Source organism: Stutzerimonas chloritidismutans (assembly GCF_038562055.1).
Taxonomy (GTDB): Bacteria; Pseudomonadota; Gammaproteobacteria; order Pseudomonadales; family Pseudomonadaceae; genus Stutzerimonas; species Stutzerimonas chloritidismutans_A.
Genome location: NZ_JBCFXD010000008.1, coordinates 17,235 through 36,699 on the forward strand (window position 1 = coordinate 17,235; position 19,465 = coordinate 36,699).

A 19,465-nucleotide genomic window follows, 5' to 3' on the forward strand; every position below is an offset into this window, starting at 1 on the left:
CGACATCGCGGCAAAGTAGCGAACCTGTGCCGGGCAGGGGATGACTGCTAGAATCGCCGCCGGTTAATTCAAGCGAGACCCCACATGCAGGATCCTTACAGCGAGCGCATGAGCGCCAGCGAAACCCGTGCAGCCTCCGGCTTAGCCTTGGTTTTCGCGTTTCGCATGCTCGGCATGTTCATGGTGCTGCCGGTGCTAGCAACCTATGGTATGGATCTGCAGGGCGCGACGCCGGCACTCATTGGTCTCGCCATTGGTGCTTATGGTTTGACCCAGGCGGTGCTGCAAATTCCGTTCGGAATCATTTCCGATCGAATTGGCCGCCTTCCAGTGATCTATTTCGGGCTGTTGATCTTTGCCGCTGGCGCGGTGTTTGCCGCGACGGCCGATACCATTTGGGGGGTCATCGCCGGTCGTGTCCTGCAGGGGGCGGGTGCGATCTCGGCCGCGGTAATGGCGCTGTTGTCCGATCTGACCCGTGAGCAGCATCGCACCAAGGCAATGGCGATGATCGGCATGAGTATCGGGGTGTCGTTCGCGGTGGCGATGGTTGTCGGCCCGCTGCTGACGAGTGCATTCGGACTTTCCGGACTGTTTTGGGTGACGGCTGGTATGGCAGCGCTAGGCATGCTGGTCGTAGCCGTACTTCCGCGCGCGCCAGCACATATTCGGCACCGGGAATCCGGAGTCGCCCGGCAGGCGCTGGGTGCAACGCTCCGCCATTCCGATCTGTTGCGGCTTGATTTCAGTATTTTCGCGCTGCATGCGGTTCTCATGGCCAGCTTCGTCGCGTTACCGCTGGCGCTGGTGAATGAAGCCGCCCTGCCCAAGGAGGAGCACTGGTGGGTGTACCTTACCGCGCTGGTAGTAGGTTTCTTGGGTATGGTGCCTTTCATTATCTATGGTGAAAAGAAGCGTCAGATGAGGCGCATCGTCCTGGGTGCGGTCGCGGTGCTGGTACTTTCCGAGTTGTTCCTCTGGTGGTTCGGCGATCGGCTCTGGTCGTTGGTCGGCGGCATGATCGTCTTCTTCATCGCTTTCAACTTGCTGGAAGCTTCATTGCCGTCGCTGATCAGCAAGGTCGCCCCGGCGGGTGGCAAGGGAACGGCGATGGGGATCTATTCAACGAGTCAGTTCCTTGGTTCCGGCCTGGGCGGCGTGCTCGGCGGCTGGCTCTACCAGCTGGGTGGTCTAGGGACGGTATTCGCAGGATGTGCAGCGCTGTGTGCGCTCTGGTTTATCGTTACCTGGAGCATGCGAGAGCCGCCGTACGTCACGGGGCTGCGTCTGCCGCTGTCCGCCGGTGCGGCGCGTAATCCGGCACTTACGGAGCAAATGATGGCGATCCCGGGTGTATCCGACGCGGTGGTGATCGTCGAGGAGGCCGCTGCTTATGTGAAGGTGGACATGAAGGTGCTGGATCGGGCTGCACTGGATCACCTGGTGGCCTGATAGAAAGGTGCCCCATTTCTGGTACGCAGGTTTGGCTTTGGCCTTCGTCCGGTCGCGTCGGTTGGCCCACTTCGGGCCGGTAGGGTAAGATTGCCGGTCATTGGCTATTTCACGCTTGTGGATTCGAGCCAACCACATTCATGTTTGAGCAAAGGAGTTACCCATGGCCAGAGGGGTGAATAAAGTCATCTTGATCGGCAATGTCGGCGGCGACCCGGAAACCCGCTACATGCCCAATGGCAATGCGGTGACCAACATCACGCTGGCCACCACCGACAGCTGGAAGGACAAGCAGACCGGCCAGCAGCAGGAGCGCACCGAGTGGCATCGCGTCGTGCTGTTCGGCAAGGTTGCCGAGATTGCTGGCGAGTACCTGCGCAAGGGCTCGCAGTGCTACATCGAAGGGCGCCTGCAGACCCGTGAGTGGGAAAAGGAAGGCGTTAAGCGCTATACCACCGAGGTGGTCGTGGACATGGGCGGGACCATGCAGTTGCTGGGTGGCCGTGGTGGCAGCTCCGACGATGCGCCGCGTCAATCTCAGCCGCGCCCGCAGCGTGAATCCCAACCGCAGCAGCAGTCGCGGCCCCAGTCTCAGCCGCAACCCGCTCAGCAGCCGGCTCCGGACTACGACAGCTTCGACGACGATATCCCGTTCTAGAGTTCACTCCATGCGAATGCGCCTGATGCTGTTGGGCGGCGGTAATGCCCTGGGTCAGGCGCTTATCCGCCTGGGCGCCGAGGAAGACATTGGCTTTCTCGCGCCGCGCCCGCCCAGTCAGGGCTGGGATGCGCCAAGTCTGACCACTTTGCTCGACGATAACCGTCCGGATATCGTGATCAACCTTGCCTATTACTTCGACTGGTTTCAGAGCGGGCGGGTGGATGAAACGGCGCTAACCAAGCAGGAGCGCGCTGTCGAGCGCCTGGCCGAGCTGGGGCAGCATCATCAGTTCGTTCTGATGCAGCCGTCCAGCTACCGTGTTTTTGACGGGGCCCGAACGACTTCCTACAGCGAAAAAGACGAAGTGGCGCCGCTGGACGCGCGTAGCTGTGCCCTTTGGCGTATGGAGCAGAGCGTGCGTGCGCTTTGCCCTCGGCACGTTCTTCTGCGCTTTGGCTGGTTGCTGGACGACAGTTCGGACGGCTTGCTAGGCCGTTTCCTTCAGCGTCTTGAGCAGAGCGAGGAGCTTTGTCTCGCCGATGACCGTCGCGGCAATCCTACGCCAGTGGAAGATGCGGCGCGGGTCATCCTGGCTGTGCTGAAGCAATTGGATTGTCAGGCGCCACTGTGGGGAACCTACCACTATGGTGGGCATGAAGCGTCAACCCCGCTGGTGGTCGGCCAGGCGCTCCTGGCCGAGGCGGCCAGTCATCGCCAGCTGGCGGTTGAAAGCCTGACCCCTATCGCTCATGCGGCCTGCTCAGATGCAGCAGACGAGCCGCAGCACGGCGTGTTGGCCTGCAAGAAAATATTCAACACCTTCGGCATCAAGCCGCGCGCCTGGCGCACCGGGCTGTCGAGCCTATTGGAGCGCTATTATCGTCATGGCTGAGCTGCCTGTTCTGGTTACCGGAGGGGCCGGGTTCATCGGCTCTAACCTTGTTGATGCACTTGTTGCTCGAGGCTACTCCGTTCGGGTATTGGACAATCTGTCTACTGGCAAGCGCAGTAATTTGCCGGATCATGCGGGCGTTGAGCTGATGGTCGGCGACGTCGCGGATGCACAAACCATGCGCGATGCCGTTCGGGGATGTCGCGCCGTTGTGCACCTTGCGGCTGTGGCATCGGTACAGGCCTCGGTCGATGATCCGGTTGGTACGCATCAGAGCAATCTAGTAGGAACGCTGAATCTCTGTGAGGCGATGCGCGAAGCCGGTATACGCCGGGTTCTTTTTGCATCGAGTGCGGCGGTATACGGCAATAACGGAGAGGGCGAGCCCATAGGCGAAGACACGCCGAAAGCGCCACTGACGCCCTATGCTGCAGACAAGCTGGCCAGCGAGCACTATCTGGATTTCTACCGGCGTCAGCATGGACTTGAACCGGTAGTCTTCCGTTTTTTCAATATCTACGGCCCACGCCAGGATCCGTCCTCGCCCTATTCGGGCGTGATCAGCATCTTTACCGAGCGTGCCCAGAAGGGCTTGCCTATCGCCGTTTTTGGCGACGGCGAGCAGACGCGCGACTTCGTGTATGTCGGCGATCTCGTCGAGCTTCTCATGCAGGCGCTGGAGTCGTCGGTGGTTCCGGAGGGCGCTGTGAATGTCGGACTGAACCAGGCGACCTCGCTGAACCAGCTGCTTGATGCAGTGGGTGAGGTGCTTGGCGAATTACCCGAGGTGACATACCAGGCGGCGCGGCATGGGGACATCCGGCATTCGCGCGCTAACAATACGCGGCTGCAGCAGCGCTATCGCTTACCAGAGCCTGCTACCGGAATGCGTGAAGGTCTGGTCAAATTGCTAGGTTTGTAGCGATTCGCGGAAACAGAAAAAGGCGCCGAATGGCGCCTTTGTTTTGTCTGAGGTTCGGCAGTGCCGATGACTTCAGAACTTGTAGCCGAGACCGACCATGTAGACCATTGGATCGACGTCAACATCGACTTTGACCTTGGCGCCGCCGAAGTTCGTTGTGCCTGTCGTATCGATGTCGATATAGCGAACCTGGGCGTTGACCATCACATTGTCGGTCAGCATGTAATCCATGCCCACTTGCGCAGCCAAGCCCCACGAGTCCTTCATGTCCAGGCCGCTGAAGCCCTTGCCCTCAGCTTCGCTGCTGAGCTTGTCATCGAAGAACCAGGTGTAGTTGATGCCAGCGCCGACGTAGGGTTGGAACGCTGACTTGCTGTCGAGCGGGTAGTACACGACGCTGAGGGTCGGTGGCAGATGCTTGAGTTCGCCCAGCTTGCCGTTCAACGATGCAAAACCGCCGGGCATGCCAGCAACACCGACGTCATGAGTGAAGGGGCTGGCGGCGAGCAGTTCGATACCGATTTTGTCGGTAACCATGTAGGCGAAGTTCAGACCCAGCTGGGTGTCGCTATCGAGCGTAGCCTTGGTGCTGGCAACGCTCGTGGAGAGGGCGCCTACCCAGATGTCACTGCTTTCCTCGTGCGGATCAACAGTAATCGCACCAGCACGCAGAAGTACATCACCAGCCTGGTAGGCCTGGGCGAAGGGGGAGGCGAGAGCTACGGCCAGCACGGACGCGGTAAACAGGGTCTTGCGCATAATGGAAACTCCATAGAGACATGGTGTGTTGCGACTGGTGGCCATGGTAGGGCGTGCGGACCTGGCGACTTTGATCCAGCTCAACGAAACGTTCCGCTTTGCCCCGGCTGCGACGTAATGCCCGGGTTGCCTTCTTTTGCGGATCTAGATGATAATGTTTCTCTTTTCTGAACCGCAGTGGCCGGATATGCGTCGTGGTTTAAAGATGAGCTGCGCGACTATTGCAAGCTGTTATAACATAACGTTTTAGGCTGCCGTGAACCGAGGATCCGCTCCGCATGAATCAGTACCCGACCCGCTTGTTCGCAGGCGTGCTGTTGTCGTTATGCCTGCCGCTTAACGCAGCTCCGCTGGACGCTGCGCTAGAAGAAAGCCAGCAACTGGCTGCCGAAGCCAAGGCCTCGCAGGCGCGTATCGAGCAACTCGATGACGCGACGCGGCAGATGCTCACCGAATACCGCAATGCCGTTCAGCAGGCGGAGGCCCTGAAGGCCTACAACGAGCAGTTGGTGGAGTTGACCGCTGCGCAGCGCAAGGAGCTGGATGGATTTCAGCGTCAGCTGGACAGCATCGAGCGCACCCAGGAAGCCGTTGCGCCGCAGATGGGACGGATGATTGAAGTGCTTGAGGAGTTCATCGCAGCAGACCTTCCGTTCCTCCCCGACGAGCGCGCCGATCGCCTCGCCAGTCTGCAGGACATTCAGGCGCGCGCTGACGTCAGCCTTGCTGAGAAATATCGCCGCATCCTTGAGGCCTACCAGATCGAGAGTGACTACGGCCGCACTCTGGAGGCCTGGCGCGGCGAGCTGCCGGTCGAAGGCGGCAGTCGCAGCGTCGAATTCCTGCGTCTGGGTCGGACGATGCTTTATTACCAGACTCTCGATGCACACGAGAGCGGTTGGTGGAACCCGAAGACCCGCGGCTGGAAAGTCCTTGATGGCAGCGCGCGTCGGCCGATCACCAAGGCGATTGCCATTGCCCGCCAACAGCAAGCCCCGACCTGGCTCGAGCTGCCCATCAAGACCTTGGCCAAGGAGGCTGCGCAATGAGCCGCTTGTTGACGTTATTGCTCATCGGACTGTTGCCGGCAATGGTTCAGGCTGCAGAGCCCCTGAGCCCCGACCAGTTGCTCCAGCGTATTCGCAGCGAGCGCGCCGCAGAAGTCGACGCCATGCAAGCGCGGGAGCAGGCCTTCATTCAGAATCGCAGCGAGCAAGCGCAACTGCTGGCGCGAGCCAATGCTGCGCTTGAAAAACAGAAAGCCGAAGCCGAGCGCCTGAAAACTGAATTCGACCGTCAGGAAGCCGAGTTGGCCGAGCAGGAAAAGCTATTGGCGCAGCGCGTCGGTCATCTCGGTGAACTGTTTGGTGTGGTCAGGCAGAGCGCTGGTGACATCGCCGGGCAATGGCAGGACAGTCTGCTCAATGCCCAGTATCCGGAGCGTTTGCAGCGCCTGCGGGCGTTGGCGGAAAGCCGCACGCTGCCGTCGGCCGATGATCTGGACAGCTTCTGGATGACGCTGCTCGAAGACCTTACGGCCAGTGGTCAGGTGGAGCGTGTCGAGCTGCCGGTAGTCGGCGTCGATGGGCAGCGCAGCACCCAGCCGGTTCTGCGGGTCGGTAACTTCTCGGCATTCACCGATGATAATTTCCTGCGCTACGACAGCGACGCTCGCGAGTTGCTGACGCCGAGCCGCCAGCCTGCCGGCATGGGGACGGTCAATGACTACATGAACAGCAGCGAGGCGTTGGCCACGCTGCCGATCGACCCGAGCCGCGGTTCGTTGCTGGCTCAGCTGCAGCGCCAGCCCCAATTGTGGGACCGTGTCCAGCAAGGTGGTCTGGTCGGCTGGGTCATTCTAGTCTTGGGTGCCATCGGCCTGATCCTTGCGGTATGGCGCATGGTCTATCTGGCAAGGGTCGGGCGGGCGGTGAACCGGCAGACGCGCGAGCTCAATCAACCGCGTGACGACAACCCGCTGGGCCGTATCATCGGCGTGCTGGGACCGAAGCCTCAACTGTCCGACCTCGAGACGCTTGAGCTGAAGCTCGACGAGGCGATCCTCCAGGAGACACCACCCCTCGAGCGCGGCCAGCCGCTGCTCAAGCTGCTCAGCGCCGTCGCGCCGCTACTCGGCCTGCTGGGCACCGTGACCGGCATGATCGTGACCTTCCAGGCCATTACGCAGAGTGGCGGAGGGGATTCTCGGCTGATGGCCGATGGTATTTCTCAGGCGCTGGTAACCACGGTGCTGGGCCTGGTGGTGGCGATACCACTGTTGTTCCTGCACAGCCTGCTGGCGAGCCGCAGCAAGGCGCTGATCCAGCTGCTCGAACAGCAAAGCGCTGGGCTGATCGCGCTGCATCTGTCGGGGACTCCGCGTCGTGACTGATCTGCACGGCCAATGGCTGCGTCTGGTCGACAGCGGTTATGCGCTGCTCGACTTCATGGCGGCAGGTGGCGCGGTGATGTGGGCGCTGGCTGCTCTTTGTGTGCTGTATTGGACGCTGGTCTTCGAGCGGTTGTGGTTCATGCGCCGGGTGTTTCCGCGCTGGGTGGAAGCCCGCCGCGAGGCCTGGTCACGCCTGGGTAATGATTCCGGTAGCTGGCAACGCGCCGTGCGTAGCGCCTGGCTGGCGCAGGCCCAGCAGCAACTGGCCGGACCCTTGCGCATGAGCAAGACGCTGGTGGCGATGTACCCGCTGCTTGGATTGCTGGGCACCGTCAGCGGAATGATTGCGGTATTCGATGTGCTGGCGCTTAACGGCACCGGCAACCCGCGCGGCATGGCCGCGGGCGTCTGGCAGGCGACACTGCCGACCATGGCCGGCATGGTGCTGGCCATCACTGGACTGTTTAGCCTGGCGCGTCTCGAACGTATTTCGCGCCAGGCTCTCGACCGGCTGGCCGACCAGCTGCGTCACGATTGAGGATTAACGGATGCGTATGCGTCGTCACCACTACCAGCAGGAAGAAGATACCGGCATCGACCTGACGCCGATGCTCGACGTGGTTTTCATCATGCTGATTTTTTTCATCGTCACCAGCTCCTTTATCAAGGAATCCGGTGTCGAGGTTCAGCGGCCGCAGGCCGACACCGCCAGCGCGCAGGAAAAGGGCAATATCCTGATTGCGGTGACGGCGGATGGTCAGGTCTGGATCGACAAGCAGGCCGTGGACGTACGCAGCGTCAGGGCCCACGTCGAGCGCATGCGCGTCGACCAGCCGGAAGGTGCCGTCGTGGTGCAGGCCGATCAGGATGCGCGCACGGGCCTTGTGGTTCAGGTGATGGATCAGGCACGTCTCGCCGGGGTTCAGGACGTGGCCCTGGCCGCCAGTTCGGGAGCGCAGTGATGGTTCGTGGGCTGACCCGCGTCGGGTTGTCCTTCATCGCTGCCTGCGTGGTGGCGTTGCTGTTGTTTGCGCTGATGCTGAGCATGGTCAACCCGCCCCGTAGCGAGGTGACCGACGACCCGGTGGCCATTGCTAATTTCGTGCGGATGGACAATCGCAACGAAAGCACTGCCACCCGCTCGCGGCAGCAGGCACCGCAACCGCCTCAACCAAAGACACCCCAAACCCCCACGCCGCCGACCCCGAGCATGGCCACTCCGAGCGCCAATCTGCCGAAGCTCGATTTGCCCCTGCCGAACATCGACACCGGTGTATCGGTCGCCAGCGCGCCAGCGCCCAGCCTCGCCGGGCTGACAGCCGCGTCCGCTCCGGCAGCACCTCCTGCGCCAGCCGCTCCTTCGGCAGACGAGACGGCAGGACAGTCCGGTCCCGAGCAGGAAGTCATGCCGCTCAATGATGTTCGTCCCGAATACCCTTATCGGGCGCGTCAGCGCGGTATCGAAGGCCATATCAAACTCGCCTTCACCATCACCGCCGCCGGTAAGGTTGAAAACATCCGCGTGCTGGAGGCTTCGCCGTCGAATGTGTTCGATCGCGAGGCCCGCCGTGCCGCGGCCCGCTGGCGTTTCGCCCCGCGCACCGAAAACGGTTCGGCCGTCTCGCGTGAAGCCGTGAAAACCCTGCATTTCCGCCTGCAAGGAGAACGCTGACATGCCCCGTTTGCTGTTGTTGATCTCGTTGTTGTTCGCTGCATCGGCTCAGGCTGCCCAGAGCGTTGATCCCTCGGTGTTCAAAGCATTGGAACGAGCCCAGAGTGCGCAGGAGAAGGGCGACTATGGCGCTGCGCATCGCGCGCTGAAACAGGCCGAGGCAAAGCCAGGCAGTGCCGAGGAAGCCTTGTTATGGCGAAGCCGGGCGTATCTGGCCTGGGCTGAAGGCAACAATCGTCAAGCGCTGGAGCTACTCGACAAGGCGATCGCCAGTGGCAAGCTGGACGAGGCAATTCTGCCGAACGAGCGGCTCAATCTGGCGAAACTCAACCTGGTCGAACGCCGCTATGCCAAGGTCGTCAGCCTGCTGGGCTCACCCGCCAATGCAAGCGAAGAAGTGCTGCAGATGCTGGTGCAGGCTTATCAGGGGCTCGGGCAGCATGCCAAGGCATTGCCACTGGCCGAACGCTATGTCCAGGCCAACCCCAACGCGGCCGACACCTGGTTGCAGTTTCTGGTAGCCGGTAACGCTGAGCTGAAGCGTTACGAGACAGCAGAGCGCTGGCAAAGCAGGCTTCTAGCCCGTCATCCGGATCAAGCCAAGAGCTGGCGGCAGTTGGCGGGCTTGCAGCAGATGGCTGGCGATGAAGACAAGGCGCTGGCAACCCTCCGTGCGGCTCATGTCAAAGGTCTTCGATTTACTGAGGCCGAACTGGACAATCTAGTCTTGCTTGCCAGCGCCGCGGGTCAGCCCTGGCAAGGTGCCAAGCTGCTTCAGGGCATGCTTGACTCACGCCTTCTACCCAGTGATGCCAAGCGGCGCGAACGTCTGGGGATGCTCTGGTGGCAAGCGCGTGAGCGTTCGCAGGCGGCGCAGATCTACCGCAATCTGGCGGCTCAATCCGGTAGCGCCACGTTCTGGCTCAACGTCGCTCAGCTGGAGCTGGAGCAAGCCCATTGGCAGGCCGGGCTCGATGCGCTGAAGCAGGCCGAGCGCGCAGGCGCCGAGCGACGCAAGGTTCGCTCATGGCGGGAGTGGGCCGAAGGCGAGCTAAGCTTCGAGCGTCAGCGTCAGGTCGCCAGCACTCGCTGACGGTGATGGGACGAACTGAGAGGGCGCTTTCAGGCAGCGCTGAGATGTCCTGAACGAGCGCTGCGCACGCTGCGTAGTAGAGGCAAACAGAAACCCCGCACCGACGCGGGGTTTCGCTTTTCTGCGTGGTGATATGCGGATGCTGGTTAGCGAAGGGCAAGTTCGCCCGCTGTGATGTGCGAGGCTCAGTTATTACCGTGCGTCCACGATATGCGCTGTTACCTGCTGCCAGCTTGCAAGACGAAATCGATTGGTATCGCTCAATGACGCCGTTCAGCTAGTTGATAACGGCGTCGCAGCGCTGCCTTTATTCAAGCTCGTAGAGATAGATCTTCTGCGCTTCCATGCGATAGCCCGCATCGGCCAGTTCGCTGGTGGCGTGTTCGACTTTTAGCGGACCTTCAATCCAGAAGGGCTGGTACAGCTCGTCCACTTTCACCCCGAGCTCGCTGGTGGCATGCACGATCTGGTTGGACGGCGGGGGCGGCACGTGAATACAGGCGCCGAAATAGGGCACCAGCAAAAACTCGGTCACTCGTCCGTCTTCGCCCATGTCCAGCGGTACGATATAGCCGGGCAGCTTGACCTGAACACCATCGAGGTTTTCGACTACCGGCTCGGCGGGTGATTGCTGAGCCGCTGACGGGCCCGCTTCTGCGGCGAGCGCATCGGCCAGTTGCGACATATCGTGGAGCGCCACCGGGGGAGGTGGCGGCGGGGCGTCTGCCGGGATCAGGTCCGACCATTGCAGCTCACGGACTTCCGCAGCAGCGAAAGGCGCCGCGAGGGCGAACAGGGTGGCAAGCAGCAGGCGAGACATGGGGTTCCTCATACTCTGATCGATAGGCCGTCGGCCAGCGATTGCCGGTAGGCACGCCACGCCGGCACACAGCCCATCAATAGCCCGGCAAGCACTATGCCCGCCAGCACCGACCACTCATAGGCACTCGGCAGCGCCAGCGGCAGATACAGACCGTAGTGACTCTGCAGCGGCCCCTGCGCGAACGCAATGGCGATATATAACAGCAAGAGCCCGAGCAGCGCGCCCGCGAGTGCCAGACTCAGGGCTTCGACCACCAGCAGACCGGCGATATGCCAGGGCCGGGCACCCACCGAGCGCAGAATGGCCATCTCACGGCGCCGCTCGTTGAGGCTGGTGAGAATGGCGGTGAGCATGCCGATCAATCCGGTCAGCACGACGAACAAGGACACCACGAACAGCGCCTGTTCAGCGGTGCCCATCAGGCTCCAGAGCTCTTGCAGCGCCACGCCGGGCAGAATGGCCAGCAGCGGCTCGCCGCGATAGCCATTGATTTCGCGCTGCAGCGTGAAGGTGGCGATCTTGCTGTTGAGGCCCAACATGAAGGCAGTGATCTGCTTGGGTTGTAGGTCTAGCTGGCGCGCCTGTTCTGCATCGATGCGCGCGGCGCCGCGAGCCGGCATGCCGTTCTGCCAATCGATGTGCAGCGCCTCCATCCCCGCCAGATTGACATGCAGCGTGCGGTCCACCGGCGTGCCGGTGCGCGTGAGGATGCCGACTACACGAAAGGGCTTGTCGTCGTGCTTAACCAGGCTGACCGTGGCGACACCGTGCGCCAGCACCAGTTGGTCGTCCAGTTTGTAATTCAGTGACTCAGCCACTTCGGCGCCCAGCACCACTTCGAAAGGGTCATCGGCGAATGGTCGGCCGTGCGCCAGTTGCAGCGGCTGCTTGCGACCGTAACGGTAATGGTCAAAATAGGCGCTGCTGGTGCCCATCACGCGATAGCCGCGGTGAGAATCGCCCAGCGAAATAGGAATGGCCCAACTGACCCGAGGGTGCTCGGCGAAATGCTCGAAGCTCTCCCAGCGAATGTTGTTGGTGGCGTTGCCGATACGGAACACCGAATACAGCAGCAGGTTCACCGAGCCGGAGCGGGCGCCGACGATCAGGTCGGTGCCGCTGATGGTACTGGCAAAGCTGGCGCGCGCCTCGGTGCGCACGCGCTCCACGGCGAGCAGCAGGCATACCGACAGCGCGATGGCGAAAACGGTGAGCAGGGCAGTGAAGCGGCGGTTATTCAGGCTCGCCAAGGCCAGGCGCAACAGGTACATGGCCTACAACTCCGGGATGCGTGCGGCGTGATTGAGCTCCGCCAATGAGAGGCTGCGGTCGAACAGTGGCGCGAGGCTTTGGTCGTGACTGACAAACAGCAGGCTTGAACCAGCCTCGCGGCATTCGGCGAACAGTAGCTGGAGAAAGGCTTCTCGACTGTCGGCATCAAGGGCCGACGTGGGTTCGTCGGCGATTACCAGTTCCGGCTGACCGATCAGTGCACGGGCTGCGGCGACGCGTTGTTGCTGGCCGATCGACAGGGCTTCGGCCCGTCGCTCAAGCAGGCTCTTTGGTAGGCCGAGATGCTGGAGCAGGCTGGCTGCCGCCTGCGCAACGCTGCCATATCGCTGACGTGCGCGCGCGGCCCGTGCCCTGGAAAAATGACAGGGCAGGCTGACGTTTTCCGCCACCGAAAGGAAAGGCAGCAGGTTGAACTGCTGAAAGATATAGCCGGTGTGATCGACCCTGAATCGATCCCGCGCACCGGCCGAAAGCGCTGCGAGATCGGTGCCGAGCAGCTGAACCGTTCCGCGCTGCGCTTTCTGCACGCCGCCAATCAGGCCCAACAGGGTGGTCTTGCCGCTGCCCGACGGCCCCTTGAGGAACAGGCTCTGGTTGGGTGCCAGCGTGAAGCTGGGAATGTCGAGCAGCTCCGCCTGGCCCGGCCAGGCGAAACCCAATTGGTGCAGTTCAAGCAGTGATGCGGTCATCGAGATGATCCGTGTCGGGCAAGCCGGGAGTTTACTGCGTCGAGCCAGGCGGCAGACAGGATCAGATCAGAAGGCTGCGCGTGGCTGGTCCGCGGTGAGTTGCACGCCCTGTTGACCGTTCGGACCGATCAGCTGTGCCTGGATCTTCTGCGTACCGGGGAACGCTTTGAACAAGCCTTGCAGATCGAGCGCCTTTAGCGCTTCGGGCGCGGCGCAATTGAAGTGGTAATGCGCGTGGATTTCGCTGTGCTGGCTTTCATGATCTTCATCGTGCTCGTTGTCATGGTCATGGCCCTCACCTCCAAATAGCGGGCTCTCCAGCTCGGATTCGGCCAGGGTGCAGCCTGCTGCTGCTGTAGGCAGGCCGAACAGCCCGTTCGGCTGTTCCAGCTGTTTGCGTGCATCGGCGACCTTGCGCTTATCCGCTTCGCTGCTCGGCGCGTGCTCGAAACCCACCAGATTCATCGCCGGGCTGCGCAATTCGACTTCCAGCGTGGAACCCACCAGAGCCGCGTCCAGTTCCGCTGCGCCATGCTCGTGGGCGCCGAGACTGTCGTGGTGCGCATGATCATGGTCATGATCGTGCTCGGCAGCCAGAACAAAACCGGGCAGTAACGCGAAAGGCAGGGCAAGCAGCAGACGGCGCATGGTGATCTCCACATGGTTAATGGTTACGTTATAACAAATATCTGTTGCGACTGGCCAGTCTTCACCTCCCATGGGAGCATGCGATCTCGTTTTTCAGGAGAGTGGCGATGATTCGAATTCGCGGCAATGTCGGCGATCTGCCGGTGGACCTCAGCATTGAAATGGACGACCACGACTGGGCGCAGCTGGTGCGCCAGATGCCCGCCGCTCAGGTCGAGCCCGCCCCGGTGCCATCGGCCGACAAGCCGACGGCTGATCCCCATTGGCACGAGGCGCAGCAATTGTTGCGCGCGGCGCAGCGCATGGACGGGCCGCAGCTCTTAGCGGAGCTGCAAGCGCTGGCCGGTAGCGCTCAGATGGGCAAGCGCCTGCTGGTGCGCTTGCGTCACTGCGCTCAGGTCAAGGTGGACAGCGGTGCGGATGCACCTGTCTATCGCTGGATCGACTGAACGGCTCGACCGCGATCCGAATTAAAGGCGTTGGGTCTGGAAGGTATCGCAACGTGTCGGGTCGCCATTGTCGAAGCCGATACGAAACCACTTCACCCGTTGCGCAGAGGTGCCATGAGTGAAGGCATCCGGAACGACCCGGCCCTGGCTTTGCTGCTGCAAACGGTCATCGCCGATGGCGTTGGCCGCGTTCAATGCTTCCTCAAGATCCCCTTCCTCAAGCCAGTCATGACGCTGCTGGGCGTGGTTGGCCCAGACCCCGGCAAAGCAATCCGCCTGCAGTTCCTGTCGAACCAGTAGGCCGTTGTCACCCTCCATGCGCGCGCCGCGCTGACGGGCAGCCTGCATTTGTTGCGATACACCCAGCAGCGTTTGGACGTGGTGGCCGACCTCATGGGCGATCACGTAGGCCTGAGCGAAATCGCCCGCGACCGAAAAGCGCGAGGCCATCTCATCGAAGAACTGCAGATCGAGATACACCTGTTGGTCGCCCGGACAGTAGAAGGGGCCCACCGCCGAATTGGCGAAGCCACAGGCTGAGCTCACGCCACCACGAAAAAGCACCAGGGTAGGGTCGCGGTACTGCTGCCCGGACTGCTGAAACAAGGCGCGCCAGGTGTCCTCGGTATCGCCCAGGATCGACTGTACGAAGGCAACCTGCGGGTCGTCGCCATTGGCTGGAGCGCTGGTCTGCTGCGTTGGTGCGGGACCGGACTGGTCGGCCAGCTGACCGAGGATCTGCAGAGGATCTTGGCCGGACAACAGGCCGATCACCACGACGATAGCGACCCCCGCCAGGCTCAGGCGCCCGCCACCGATGCCTCCGCTTCGGCCGCGAGCGTCCACCACATTGTCACTGCGACGAGCCTTTTTCCAACGCATGCCTGAATCCCTCTGCCGATTGCTGTCTCTGCTCAGACCGGCCTCAGCGGCAGCAAATTCAGCGGCTCGCAGACGTTTTGTCTGTTACGTCAGTCTGCCGGGTACTCGGCCAACACCGACTGCTCACCCTCGTTGCCCACGGCAATCACCTTGAACGCATCTTTATGCGCGCCCATTTCCATACCGGGCGACCCCATTGGCATTCCGGGGACCGCTGCACCGATCAGATCGGGTTGTGCTCGAAGCTTAAGGATATCGGCAGCCGGTACGTGGCCTTCGACGAATTTCCCGTCGATCACGCCGGTATGGCAGGAGCCCAGACTATGGGGCACGCCGAGGCGGTTCTTGACCGCCGCCATGTCGGTTTCGACGTGGTCGTCGACCTGGAAGCCGTTGGCTTCCAGGTGCTCTATCCATGCTTTGCAGCAACCGCAATTGGCGTCGCGGTGCACCTCGATGGCAATGGGGTCGGCGGCCTGCGCGAAGCTGGCGAAAAGAGCGGTGACGAGCAATAAGCGGCGCATGAAGGATTCTCCGGCGGGATTGTGCGCAGCATAGCCCCATGCTCGCAGGCACCCAAGCCTGCTGGTGTGAGCGAATGTCACAGGGGGCGGCCAAAGCCTGGGGCGAACCAAAACGGGGCGATCCGGTCGGATATCCATCATGGTGCGGAGCCGCTGTCAGGAGAGTTTTCGATGCGTTTTGCCCGTTTCGTTCTGCTTGCGCAGGCGTTGGTGATGGCCTGCCTCAGTTTGGCCTACTGGCTGCGGCCTCACGAGATGGCCAATCTGAACGGCATGCTGTTGATGGAGACTGCATCGGTCAGCCATATGCGCGTCTACTACGGCGGCTTGCAGTTGGGACTGGCGCTGTTCCTGATCTGGAGCGCGCGCGCACCGGAGCGAGCTCGCCCAGCGCTGATCATGCTGGTAATGACCATGGCTGCGCTGGTGCTGGGAAGGCTGGTGTCGCTCTGGGTGGACGGCGGTGAGCTGGTCGGCTTCGATCTGGCCTCGATGCTCTACCGCGTACTGGCTGTAGTACTTGCTGGCCTCGCCTGGCGTGCTGTGCGCGAGCGTTCGGAGCCAGAGCCTGAGCGTCTCGAGCCTGCTACCCATCGGCTCGTCAGCGAATCTCCGATGCCATTCAAGTTGGGTGACACCCCACCTCACGTAGAACCTGGGTCAGGTGAGCCTTCACCTCAGCCGTTCCGTCGCGGGGATCCTGTCGCCTGACCAGCTCGTATGTACCGGATGAGTCTCTTCAGCCTGATGCCCTTATCGGGCGCTTCCGGCCAGACGTTCATAATCCAAAGTCAGTTGTTCAAGCTTGCGCAGCAGCGAGTCGCTGGTGGTGACGATTACGGTCGGCACGAAGCGTGAATCGTCCGCCAAGGTGAATCCGGCGCGGGCGAAACGCCATTGGGTATCTATCTTTTCGAGCTGGCTAGTGATTTGCGCGGTGTTCTGCGGCGACTCCTTCAGCTCAGTCAACCCATGCTCGAACTCATTGACCGCAGCATCGAAATCACTGCGCAAGCCCTGCTCTGCTAGCTTCCAACTCATGGCCAGATAAAGCATGGCGATGCGCTGTCTGAGCATGCGTTGGCGTCCGCTGCGGTTTACCAGTCGGGCGGCCTGATTGCCGCTGTGACGCTCGATCTTTCTGACCAGCGCTTCGCTCTGGCTGAGGAGGCGGTCAGCCAGGCGCAGCAGTTCGGCGGATTGGCTGCGGTCCGGGCGGGTTAGAGCCAACTGACGATACTGGTGCCAGGTGTCAGTTGCTTCGTTCAATGCTTTGCGGATATCCCTGTCAGCGGCGTATTCATCGAGCCACTGAGCGTTCTCCTCGACGCCGGCAATGCTGTTGTCGAGCTGACTGGCGGCGAGGTCGACACGGGTGTCGGTGCCGATCATCAGATAGGTCTTGGCGATGCGTTGGCTGAGCATGCGCTGCATGCCGGCACGGTTGACCGCTTCTGCATCGCTGGTGCCGGCCTGACAGGGCAGGCTGCCGGACAGCAAGCCGAGCAGCAGCGTGGTGATTAACGAGGTTTTGAACATGGAGCGCTCCTGACGTCCGGGCCGACGCGATGCTGATCGTTCGGTCAGTCGCCGTGGGCGAGACAATAGAGCGCTGAGTGCTAACGGCATTGATGATTATCAAGGGTGCCAGAGCGGTGCTTCAGCCTGAGGTCTGGCGCACAAAACGGCGGCGCAGACCGGCGGCTCTGGCTCAGCCTTTGGCCTCGTGCTCCAGGATCCAGACCGCCGCTTCCACCCGCGAGCGCAGGCCCAGCTTGTGCAACAGATTCTTAACGTGGACCTTGACGGTGCCTTCGGTAATACCGAGCTTGCGCGCGATCATCTTGTTGCTCTGGCCTTTGGCAATCAGCCGAAGGACCTCTTTTTCGCGCTTGGTCAGGCTGGAGAACGATACCTGCCCGGTGGGTTTGGGCCGCACCCGGATCGCTTCGGCGAGCACCTGGGTCAGTTCAGGGCTCAAGGCCATTCGGCCGGTCGCCGCCAGGCGGATCTGCTCGATCAGCTGTTCGGCATCCATGTCCTTGAGCAGATAGCCGTCAGCACCGTTGCGCAGGGCTTCGAGTACGTGGCCCTGTTCGTCGGAGACGGTAAACATCACGATGCGTGCGTCAATGTCCACGTCGCGCATGCGGCGGGTGGTTTCCAGCCCGTCGATACCCGGCATGTTGAGGTCCATCAGGATGAGGTCGGGTTCTGTCTGTTGCGCGAGCGCGATGGCGTCCTCGCCGTTGCCTGCCTCACCGACCACCTCAAGGTCATTTTCCAGTTCCAGCAAGTCACGCAGACCCCTACGCATCATGGGGTGGTCGTCGACCAGCAGGATTCGTGCAGTAGTCCCTTCGTTCATGCGTGACCCGTTCCTGTTTGAGGGGAAAAGTGGCGGTAGGCGGGCGGGAACCGCAGGTATACCAAGGTGCCTCCGGCGGGGCGCCGACCGATGTTAATGGTGCCGTTCAGGCTGTTGGCTCGCTCGCGCAGGATGATCAGGCCATAGTGGCCGGCACGCTGCTCCTCAAGTCGGATGCCGATGCCGTCGTCCTCGATCGTGACGTGAATGGTGCCCAGCGTGTCCTGAGTCAGGCGCAGCCAGCAATGCGCCGCCTCGGCATGCTTGACCACATTACTAAGCGCTTCGCGGACGATCTGCAGGCAGTGCACTTCTTCGTTGGGCGTGAGCGGGCAGTGATCGAGCTGGTAGTCACTCTCGACCTGCAGCCCCGAGTGGGCGCTGAACTCCTGAATTGTGGCGTACAGCGCCGGTTTGAGCCCGGGCTCGTTGACCTTGATACGAAACGTAGTAAGCAATTCACGCAACTGGCGATAGGCCGCACTCAGCCCCTGCTCAATTTGCTGCACGCTGTCGTCCAGTTGTGCCTGGTCGCTCTGCTTCTGCATCAGCCGCTTGAGGCGGGCCAGTTGCAACTTCTGCGCGGCTAGCGCCTGGGCCAGTGAATCGTGCAGCTCACGGGCAATCACCGCACGCTCCTCCATCAAGGCCAGGCGCGCCTGTTTCTGGCCGAGTCGGGCCAGGCTCAGCGATGCGGCGAACAGGTCGGCCAAGGTCGTCAGCGGTAGCGTCTGCCAGGGCTGCAGTGGCTCGCCTGTACGACTGGCCACCCGCAGCGAGCCCAGCTCGTCCGGCCCTGAGCGCAGCTCGAATGTCAGCAATGTTTCGCCAGTCGGCAGTCGGCCGGTCTGGTTAACTGGGCAGGCATCGCACTGGGGCAGCTGGCAGTATTCCGGTGGCTGCAGATCGTGTGAGGTCATCGCCGTGTGGCTGCCCGCTTCGGAGGATCGGTTCAGGCACAGCGATATCGGGCCGGTGCCTAGGATCTGCTGCACCTTACTGAGTTGCGCGCCCATCATCTGGGAGGGGTCGTCCGGCTTGCTGTAGAGCATCCGGGCGCTGTCGAACAGCAGCTGCAGCGTGGCGTTGCTGCGAGTCAGGGCGGCGGTCTTGTCATCGACCTTCTGTTCCATGTCCGCGTAGAGGCCGGCCAGTTCCTGACTCATCTGGTTGAGCGTGCGGGCCAACAGGCTCAACTCGGTATCGCCGGGAATCTGCACCTGGCCGCTGAAGTCACCCTTGCCGATATCGCGGGCCATCCGGGTCAGGCTGCGCAGCGGTGTGGCCAGGTTGTTGTGCAATCCGTAGATCAGCACGAAGGCGATTACCACGATGACGAACAGCGTACCGGCCTGCAGGGCGCGGATAACGCTGAGCTTGCCTTCCGAGGCTTCCTGCAGCGTGCGAACAAAGGTGTCCAGCTCATTGACGAACGCTGGCGCCTCCCGACGATACTCCTCGAGCCGTGCCGGTTGCGCATCGAGCAGGGGACGCATGCCTTGGTCCCAGTGCTGCGAAACCGCGGCATGCAATGCTGGCAGCTGGGTACTGTCGTGGCGGTGCAAAGCCGAGCGCAACGAGGCGGAACGCAACGTCTGCTGCAGGGTTTCAATGCGCTCGGAGAGCAGGGCCTGCGAGCCGTATTCGGCGGTGAAGGCCAGACGGTAGGCCTGCATGCGCAAACTGCCAGCCTGATTGATCGCCTCGGCATCGCCTTCCAGAGCGTCCGCCAGGTAGAGGCTGGCAAGCATGCTGATCAGCGAGACACCGATGATGACCACGAAGGCCACCAGCGTATTGAACACGATCGAGTGGCGGGTGGAGAGCGGCTCGCTTTCGGTTGAAGACATGTTCGGCTCGACGATCAGGCGATGCTGCATTCTGCGCCTGGTCGGGCCCGCTGGCCACGGGTGAGCGCGTACCTCCAATGCTTTCGAACCCTCTTC

The 19,465-nt window shown here is 61.8% G+C and carries 21 protein-coding genes and 1 pseudogene; 12 read left to right on the top strand and 10 right to left on the bottom strand.

The genetic code is table 11. The features are described 5' to 3' along the window. The first annotated feature begins 84 nt into the window (after positions 1 to 84). From AAGW23_RS13445 to AAGW23_RS13460, 4 genes are all read left to right on the top strand, one after another. Positions 85 to 1,452: an MFS transporter gene (locus AAGW23_RS13445; protein ID WP_342406939.1), complete on the top strand. Its 1,368-nt coding sequence runs from the start codon at positions 85 to 87 to the stop codon at positions 1,450 to 1,452. A gap of 163 nt (positions 1,453 to 1,615) precedes the next feature. Beyond that, on the top strand, positions 1,616 to 2,110 hold the full coding sequence (locus AAGW23_RS13450; RefSeq protein ID WP_342406940.1) for a single-stranded DNA-binding protein: 495 nt from the start codon (positions 1,616 to 1,618) through the stop codon (positions 2,108 to 2,110). A gap of 10 nt (positions 2,111 to 2,120) precedes the next feature. Further along, positions 2,121 to 3,005 (top strand): sugar nucleotide-binding protein, encoded by an 885-nt coding sequence (locus tag AAGW23_RS13455; RefSeq protein WP_342406941.1) that lies wholly within the window; start codon positions 2,121 to 2,123, stop codon positions 3,003 to 3,005. Further along, positions 2,998 to 3,927 (top strand): NAD-dependent epimerase/dehydratase family protein, encoded by a 930-nt coding sequence (locus AAGW23_RS13460; RefSeq protein WP_342406942.1) that lies wholly within the window; start codon positions 2,998 to 3,000, stop codon positions 3,925 to 3,927. Before AAGW23_RS13455 ends, AAGW23_RS13460 begins: the two co-directional genes overlap by 8 nt. A 72-nt stretch (positions 3,928 to 3,999) precedes the next feature. On the opposite strand, the gene AAGW23_RS13465 is transcribed toward AAGW23_RS13460, so the two are convergent. Then, on the bottom strand, positions 4,000 to 4,686 hold the full coding sequence (locus tag AAGW23_RS13465; protein WP_342406943.1) for an OmpW/AlkL family protein: 687 nt from the start codon (positions 4,684 to 4,686) through the stop codon (positions 4,000 to 4,002). 278 nt (positions 4,687 to 4,964) lie between these two features. Here AAGW23_RS13465 and AAGW23_RS13470 point away from each other — a divergent pair, with 278 nt between their 5' ends. Genes AAGW23_RS13470 through AAGW23_RS13495 form a run of 6 tightly spaced genes read left to right on the top strand, consistent with a single transcriptional unit; the run spans position 4,965 to position 9,843 of the window. Beyond that, entirely contained in the window at positions 4,965 to 5,735 is a 771-nt protein-coding gene (locus AAGW23_RS13470) for a DUF3450 domain-containing protein (RefSeq protein ID WP_342406944.1), read from the top strand. Continuing rightward, positions 5,732 to 7,078, top strand: a complete 1,347-nt coding sequence (locus AAGW23_RS13475; protein WP_342406945.1) for a MotA/TolQ/ExbB proton channel family protein — start codon at positions 5,732 to 5,734, stop codon at positions 7,076 to 7,078. Before AAGW23_RS13470 ends, AAGW23_RS13475 begins: the two co-directional genes overlap by 4 nt. Then, positions 7,071 to 7,616, top strand: coding sequence for a MotA/TolQ/ExbB proton channel family protein (locus AAGW23_RS13480; protein ID WP_102838116.1), 546 nt, complete (start codon positions 7,071 to 7,073; stop codon positions 7,614 to 7,616). The genes AAGW23_RS13475 and AAGW23_RS13480 overlap by 8 nt, the downstream gene beginning before the upstream one ends. Before the next feature lie 10 nt (positions 7,617 to 7,626). Continuing rightward, entirely contained in the window at positions 7,627 to 8,040 is a 414-nt protein-coding gene (locus tag AAGW23_RS13485) for an ExbD/TolR family protein (protein WP_200638217.1), read from the top strand. After that, complete coding sequence (locus AAGW23_RS13490) at positions 8,040 to 8,750, top strand: energy transducer TonB (protein WP_148926953.1); 711 nt, start codon at positions 8,040 to 8,042, stop codon at positions 8,748 to 8,750. Before AAGW23_RS13485 ends, AAGW23_RS13490 begins: the two co-directional genes overlap by 1 nt. A 1-nt stretch (position 8,751) precedes the next feature. Then, positions 8,752 to 9,843 (top strand): tetratricopeptide repeat protein, encoded by a 1,092-nt coding sequence (locus AAGW23_RS13495; RefSeq protein ID WP_200638218.1) that lies wholly within the window; start codon positions 8,752 to 8,754, stop codon positions 9,841 to 9,843. Positions 9,844 to 10,150: 307 nt separating this feature from the next. On the opposite strand, the gene AAGW23_RS13500 is transcribed toward AAGW23_RS13495, so the two are convergent. The 4 genes from AAGW23_RS13500 to AAGW23_RS13515 all read right to left on the bottom strand — a co-directional run bounded on the left by AAGW23_RS13500 (position 10,151) and on the right by AAGW23_RS13515 (position 13,296). After that, positions 10,151 to 10,663: a DUF3299 domain-containing protein gene (locus tag AAGW23_RS13500; protein WP_342406946.1), complete on the bottom strand. Its 513-nt coding sequence runs from the start codon at positions 10,661 to 10,663 to the stop codon at positions 10,151 to 10,153. 8 nt (positions 10,664 to 10,671) lie between these two features. After that, entirely contained in the window at positions 10,672 to 11,937 is a 1,266-nt protein-coding gene (locus tag AAGW23_RS13505) for an ABC transporter permease (RefSeq protein WP_342406947.1), read from the bottom strand. Positions 11,938 to 11,940: 3 nt separating this feature from the next. Beyond that, positions 11,941 to 12,648 (bottom strand): ABC transporter ATP-binding protein, encoded by a 708-nt coding sequence (locus AAGW23_RS13510; protein ID WP_342406948.1) that lies wholly within the window; start codon positions 12,646 to 12,648, stop codon positions 11,941 to 11,943. 66 nt (positions 12,649 to 12,714) lie between these two features. Continuing rightward, positions 12,715 to 13,296, bottom strand: coding sequence for a DUF2796 domain-containing protein (locus AAGW23_RS13515; protein WP_342406949.1), 582 nt, complete (start codon positions 13,294 to 13,296; stop codon positions 12,715 to 12,717). Between the two features lie 107 nt (positions 13,297 to 13,403). Between AAGW23_RS13515 and AAGW23_RS13520 the strand changes: the two genes are divergently transcribed. Further along, entirely contained in the window at positions 13,404 to 13,745 is a 342-nt protein-coding gene (locus AAGW23_RS13520; protein WP_342406950.1) for a hypothetical protein, read from the top strand. 21 nt (positions 13,746 to 13,766) lie between these two features. Here AAGW23_RS13520 and ypfJ read toward each other — a convergent pair whose 3' ends face one another. Next, positions 13,767 to 14,627: a KPN_02809 family neutral zinc metallopeptidase gene (ypfJ, locus tag AAGW23_RS13525; RefSeq protein WP_342406951.1), complete on the bottom strand. Its 861-nt coding sequence runs from the start codon at positions 14,625 to 14,627 to the stop codon at positions 13,767 to 13,769. An 89-nt stretch (positions 14,628 to 14,716) separates the two neighbouring features. Next, positions 14,717 to 15,151: a DUF411 domain-containing protein gene (locus AAGW23_RS13530; RefSeq protein WP_342406952.1), complete on the bottom strand. Its 435-nt coding sequence runs from the start codon at positions 15,149 to 15,151 to the stop codon at positions 14,717 to 14,719. A 171-nt stretch (positions 15,152 to 15,322) separates the two neighbouring features. Here AAGW23_RS13530 and AAGW23_RS13535 point away from each other — a divergent pair, with 171 nt between their 5' ends. After that, positions 15,323 to 15,862: a DUF4345 domain-containing protein gene (locus tag AAGW23_RS13535; protein WP_342406953.1), complete on the top strand. Its 540-nt coding sequence runs from the start codon at positions 15,323 to 15,325 to the stop codon at positions 15,860 to 15,862. 42 nt (positions 15,863 to 15,904) lie between these two features. Here the strand turns inward: AAGW23_RS13535 and AAGW23_RS13540 are convergent, their stop codons facing one another. The 3 genes and pseudogenes from AAGW23_RS13540 to AAGW23_RS13550 all read right to left on the bottom strand — a co-directional run. Next, positions 15,905 to 16,690 (bottom strand): type IV pili methyl-accepting chemotaxis transducer N-terminal domain-containing protein, encoded by a 786-nt coding sequence (locus AAGW23_RS13540; RefSeq protein ID WP_342406954.1) that lies wholly within the window; start codon positions 16,688 to 16,690, stop codon positions 15,905 to 15,907. A gap of 172 nt (positions 16,691 to 16,862) precedes the next feature. After that, positions 16,863 to 17,471, bottom strand: a complete 609-nt coding sequence (gene narL / locus AAGW23_RS13545) for a two-component system response regulator NarL (protein WP_342407084.1) — start codon at positions 17,469 to 17,471, stop codon at positions 16,863 to 16,865. Continuing rightward, a pseudogene (locus AAGW23_RS13550) lies at positions 17,461 to 19,415 on the bottom strand (histidine kinase); the annotation flags it as partial. The gene narL and the pseudogene AAGW23_RS13550, both read right to left, overlap by 11 nt. Positions 19,416 to 19,465: the final 50 nt, after the last annotated feature.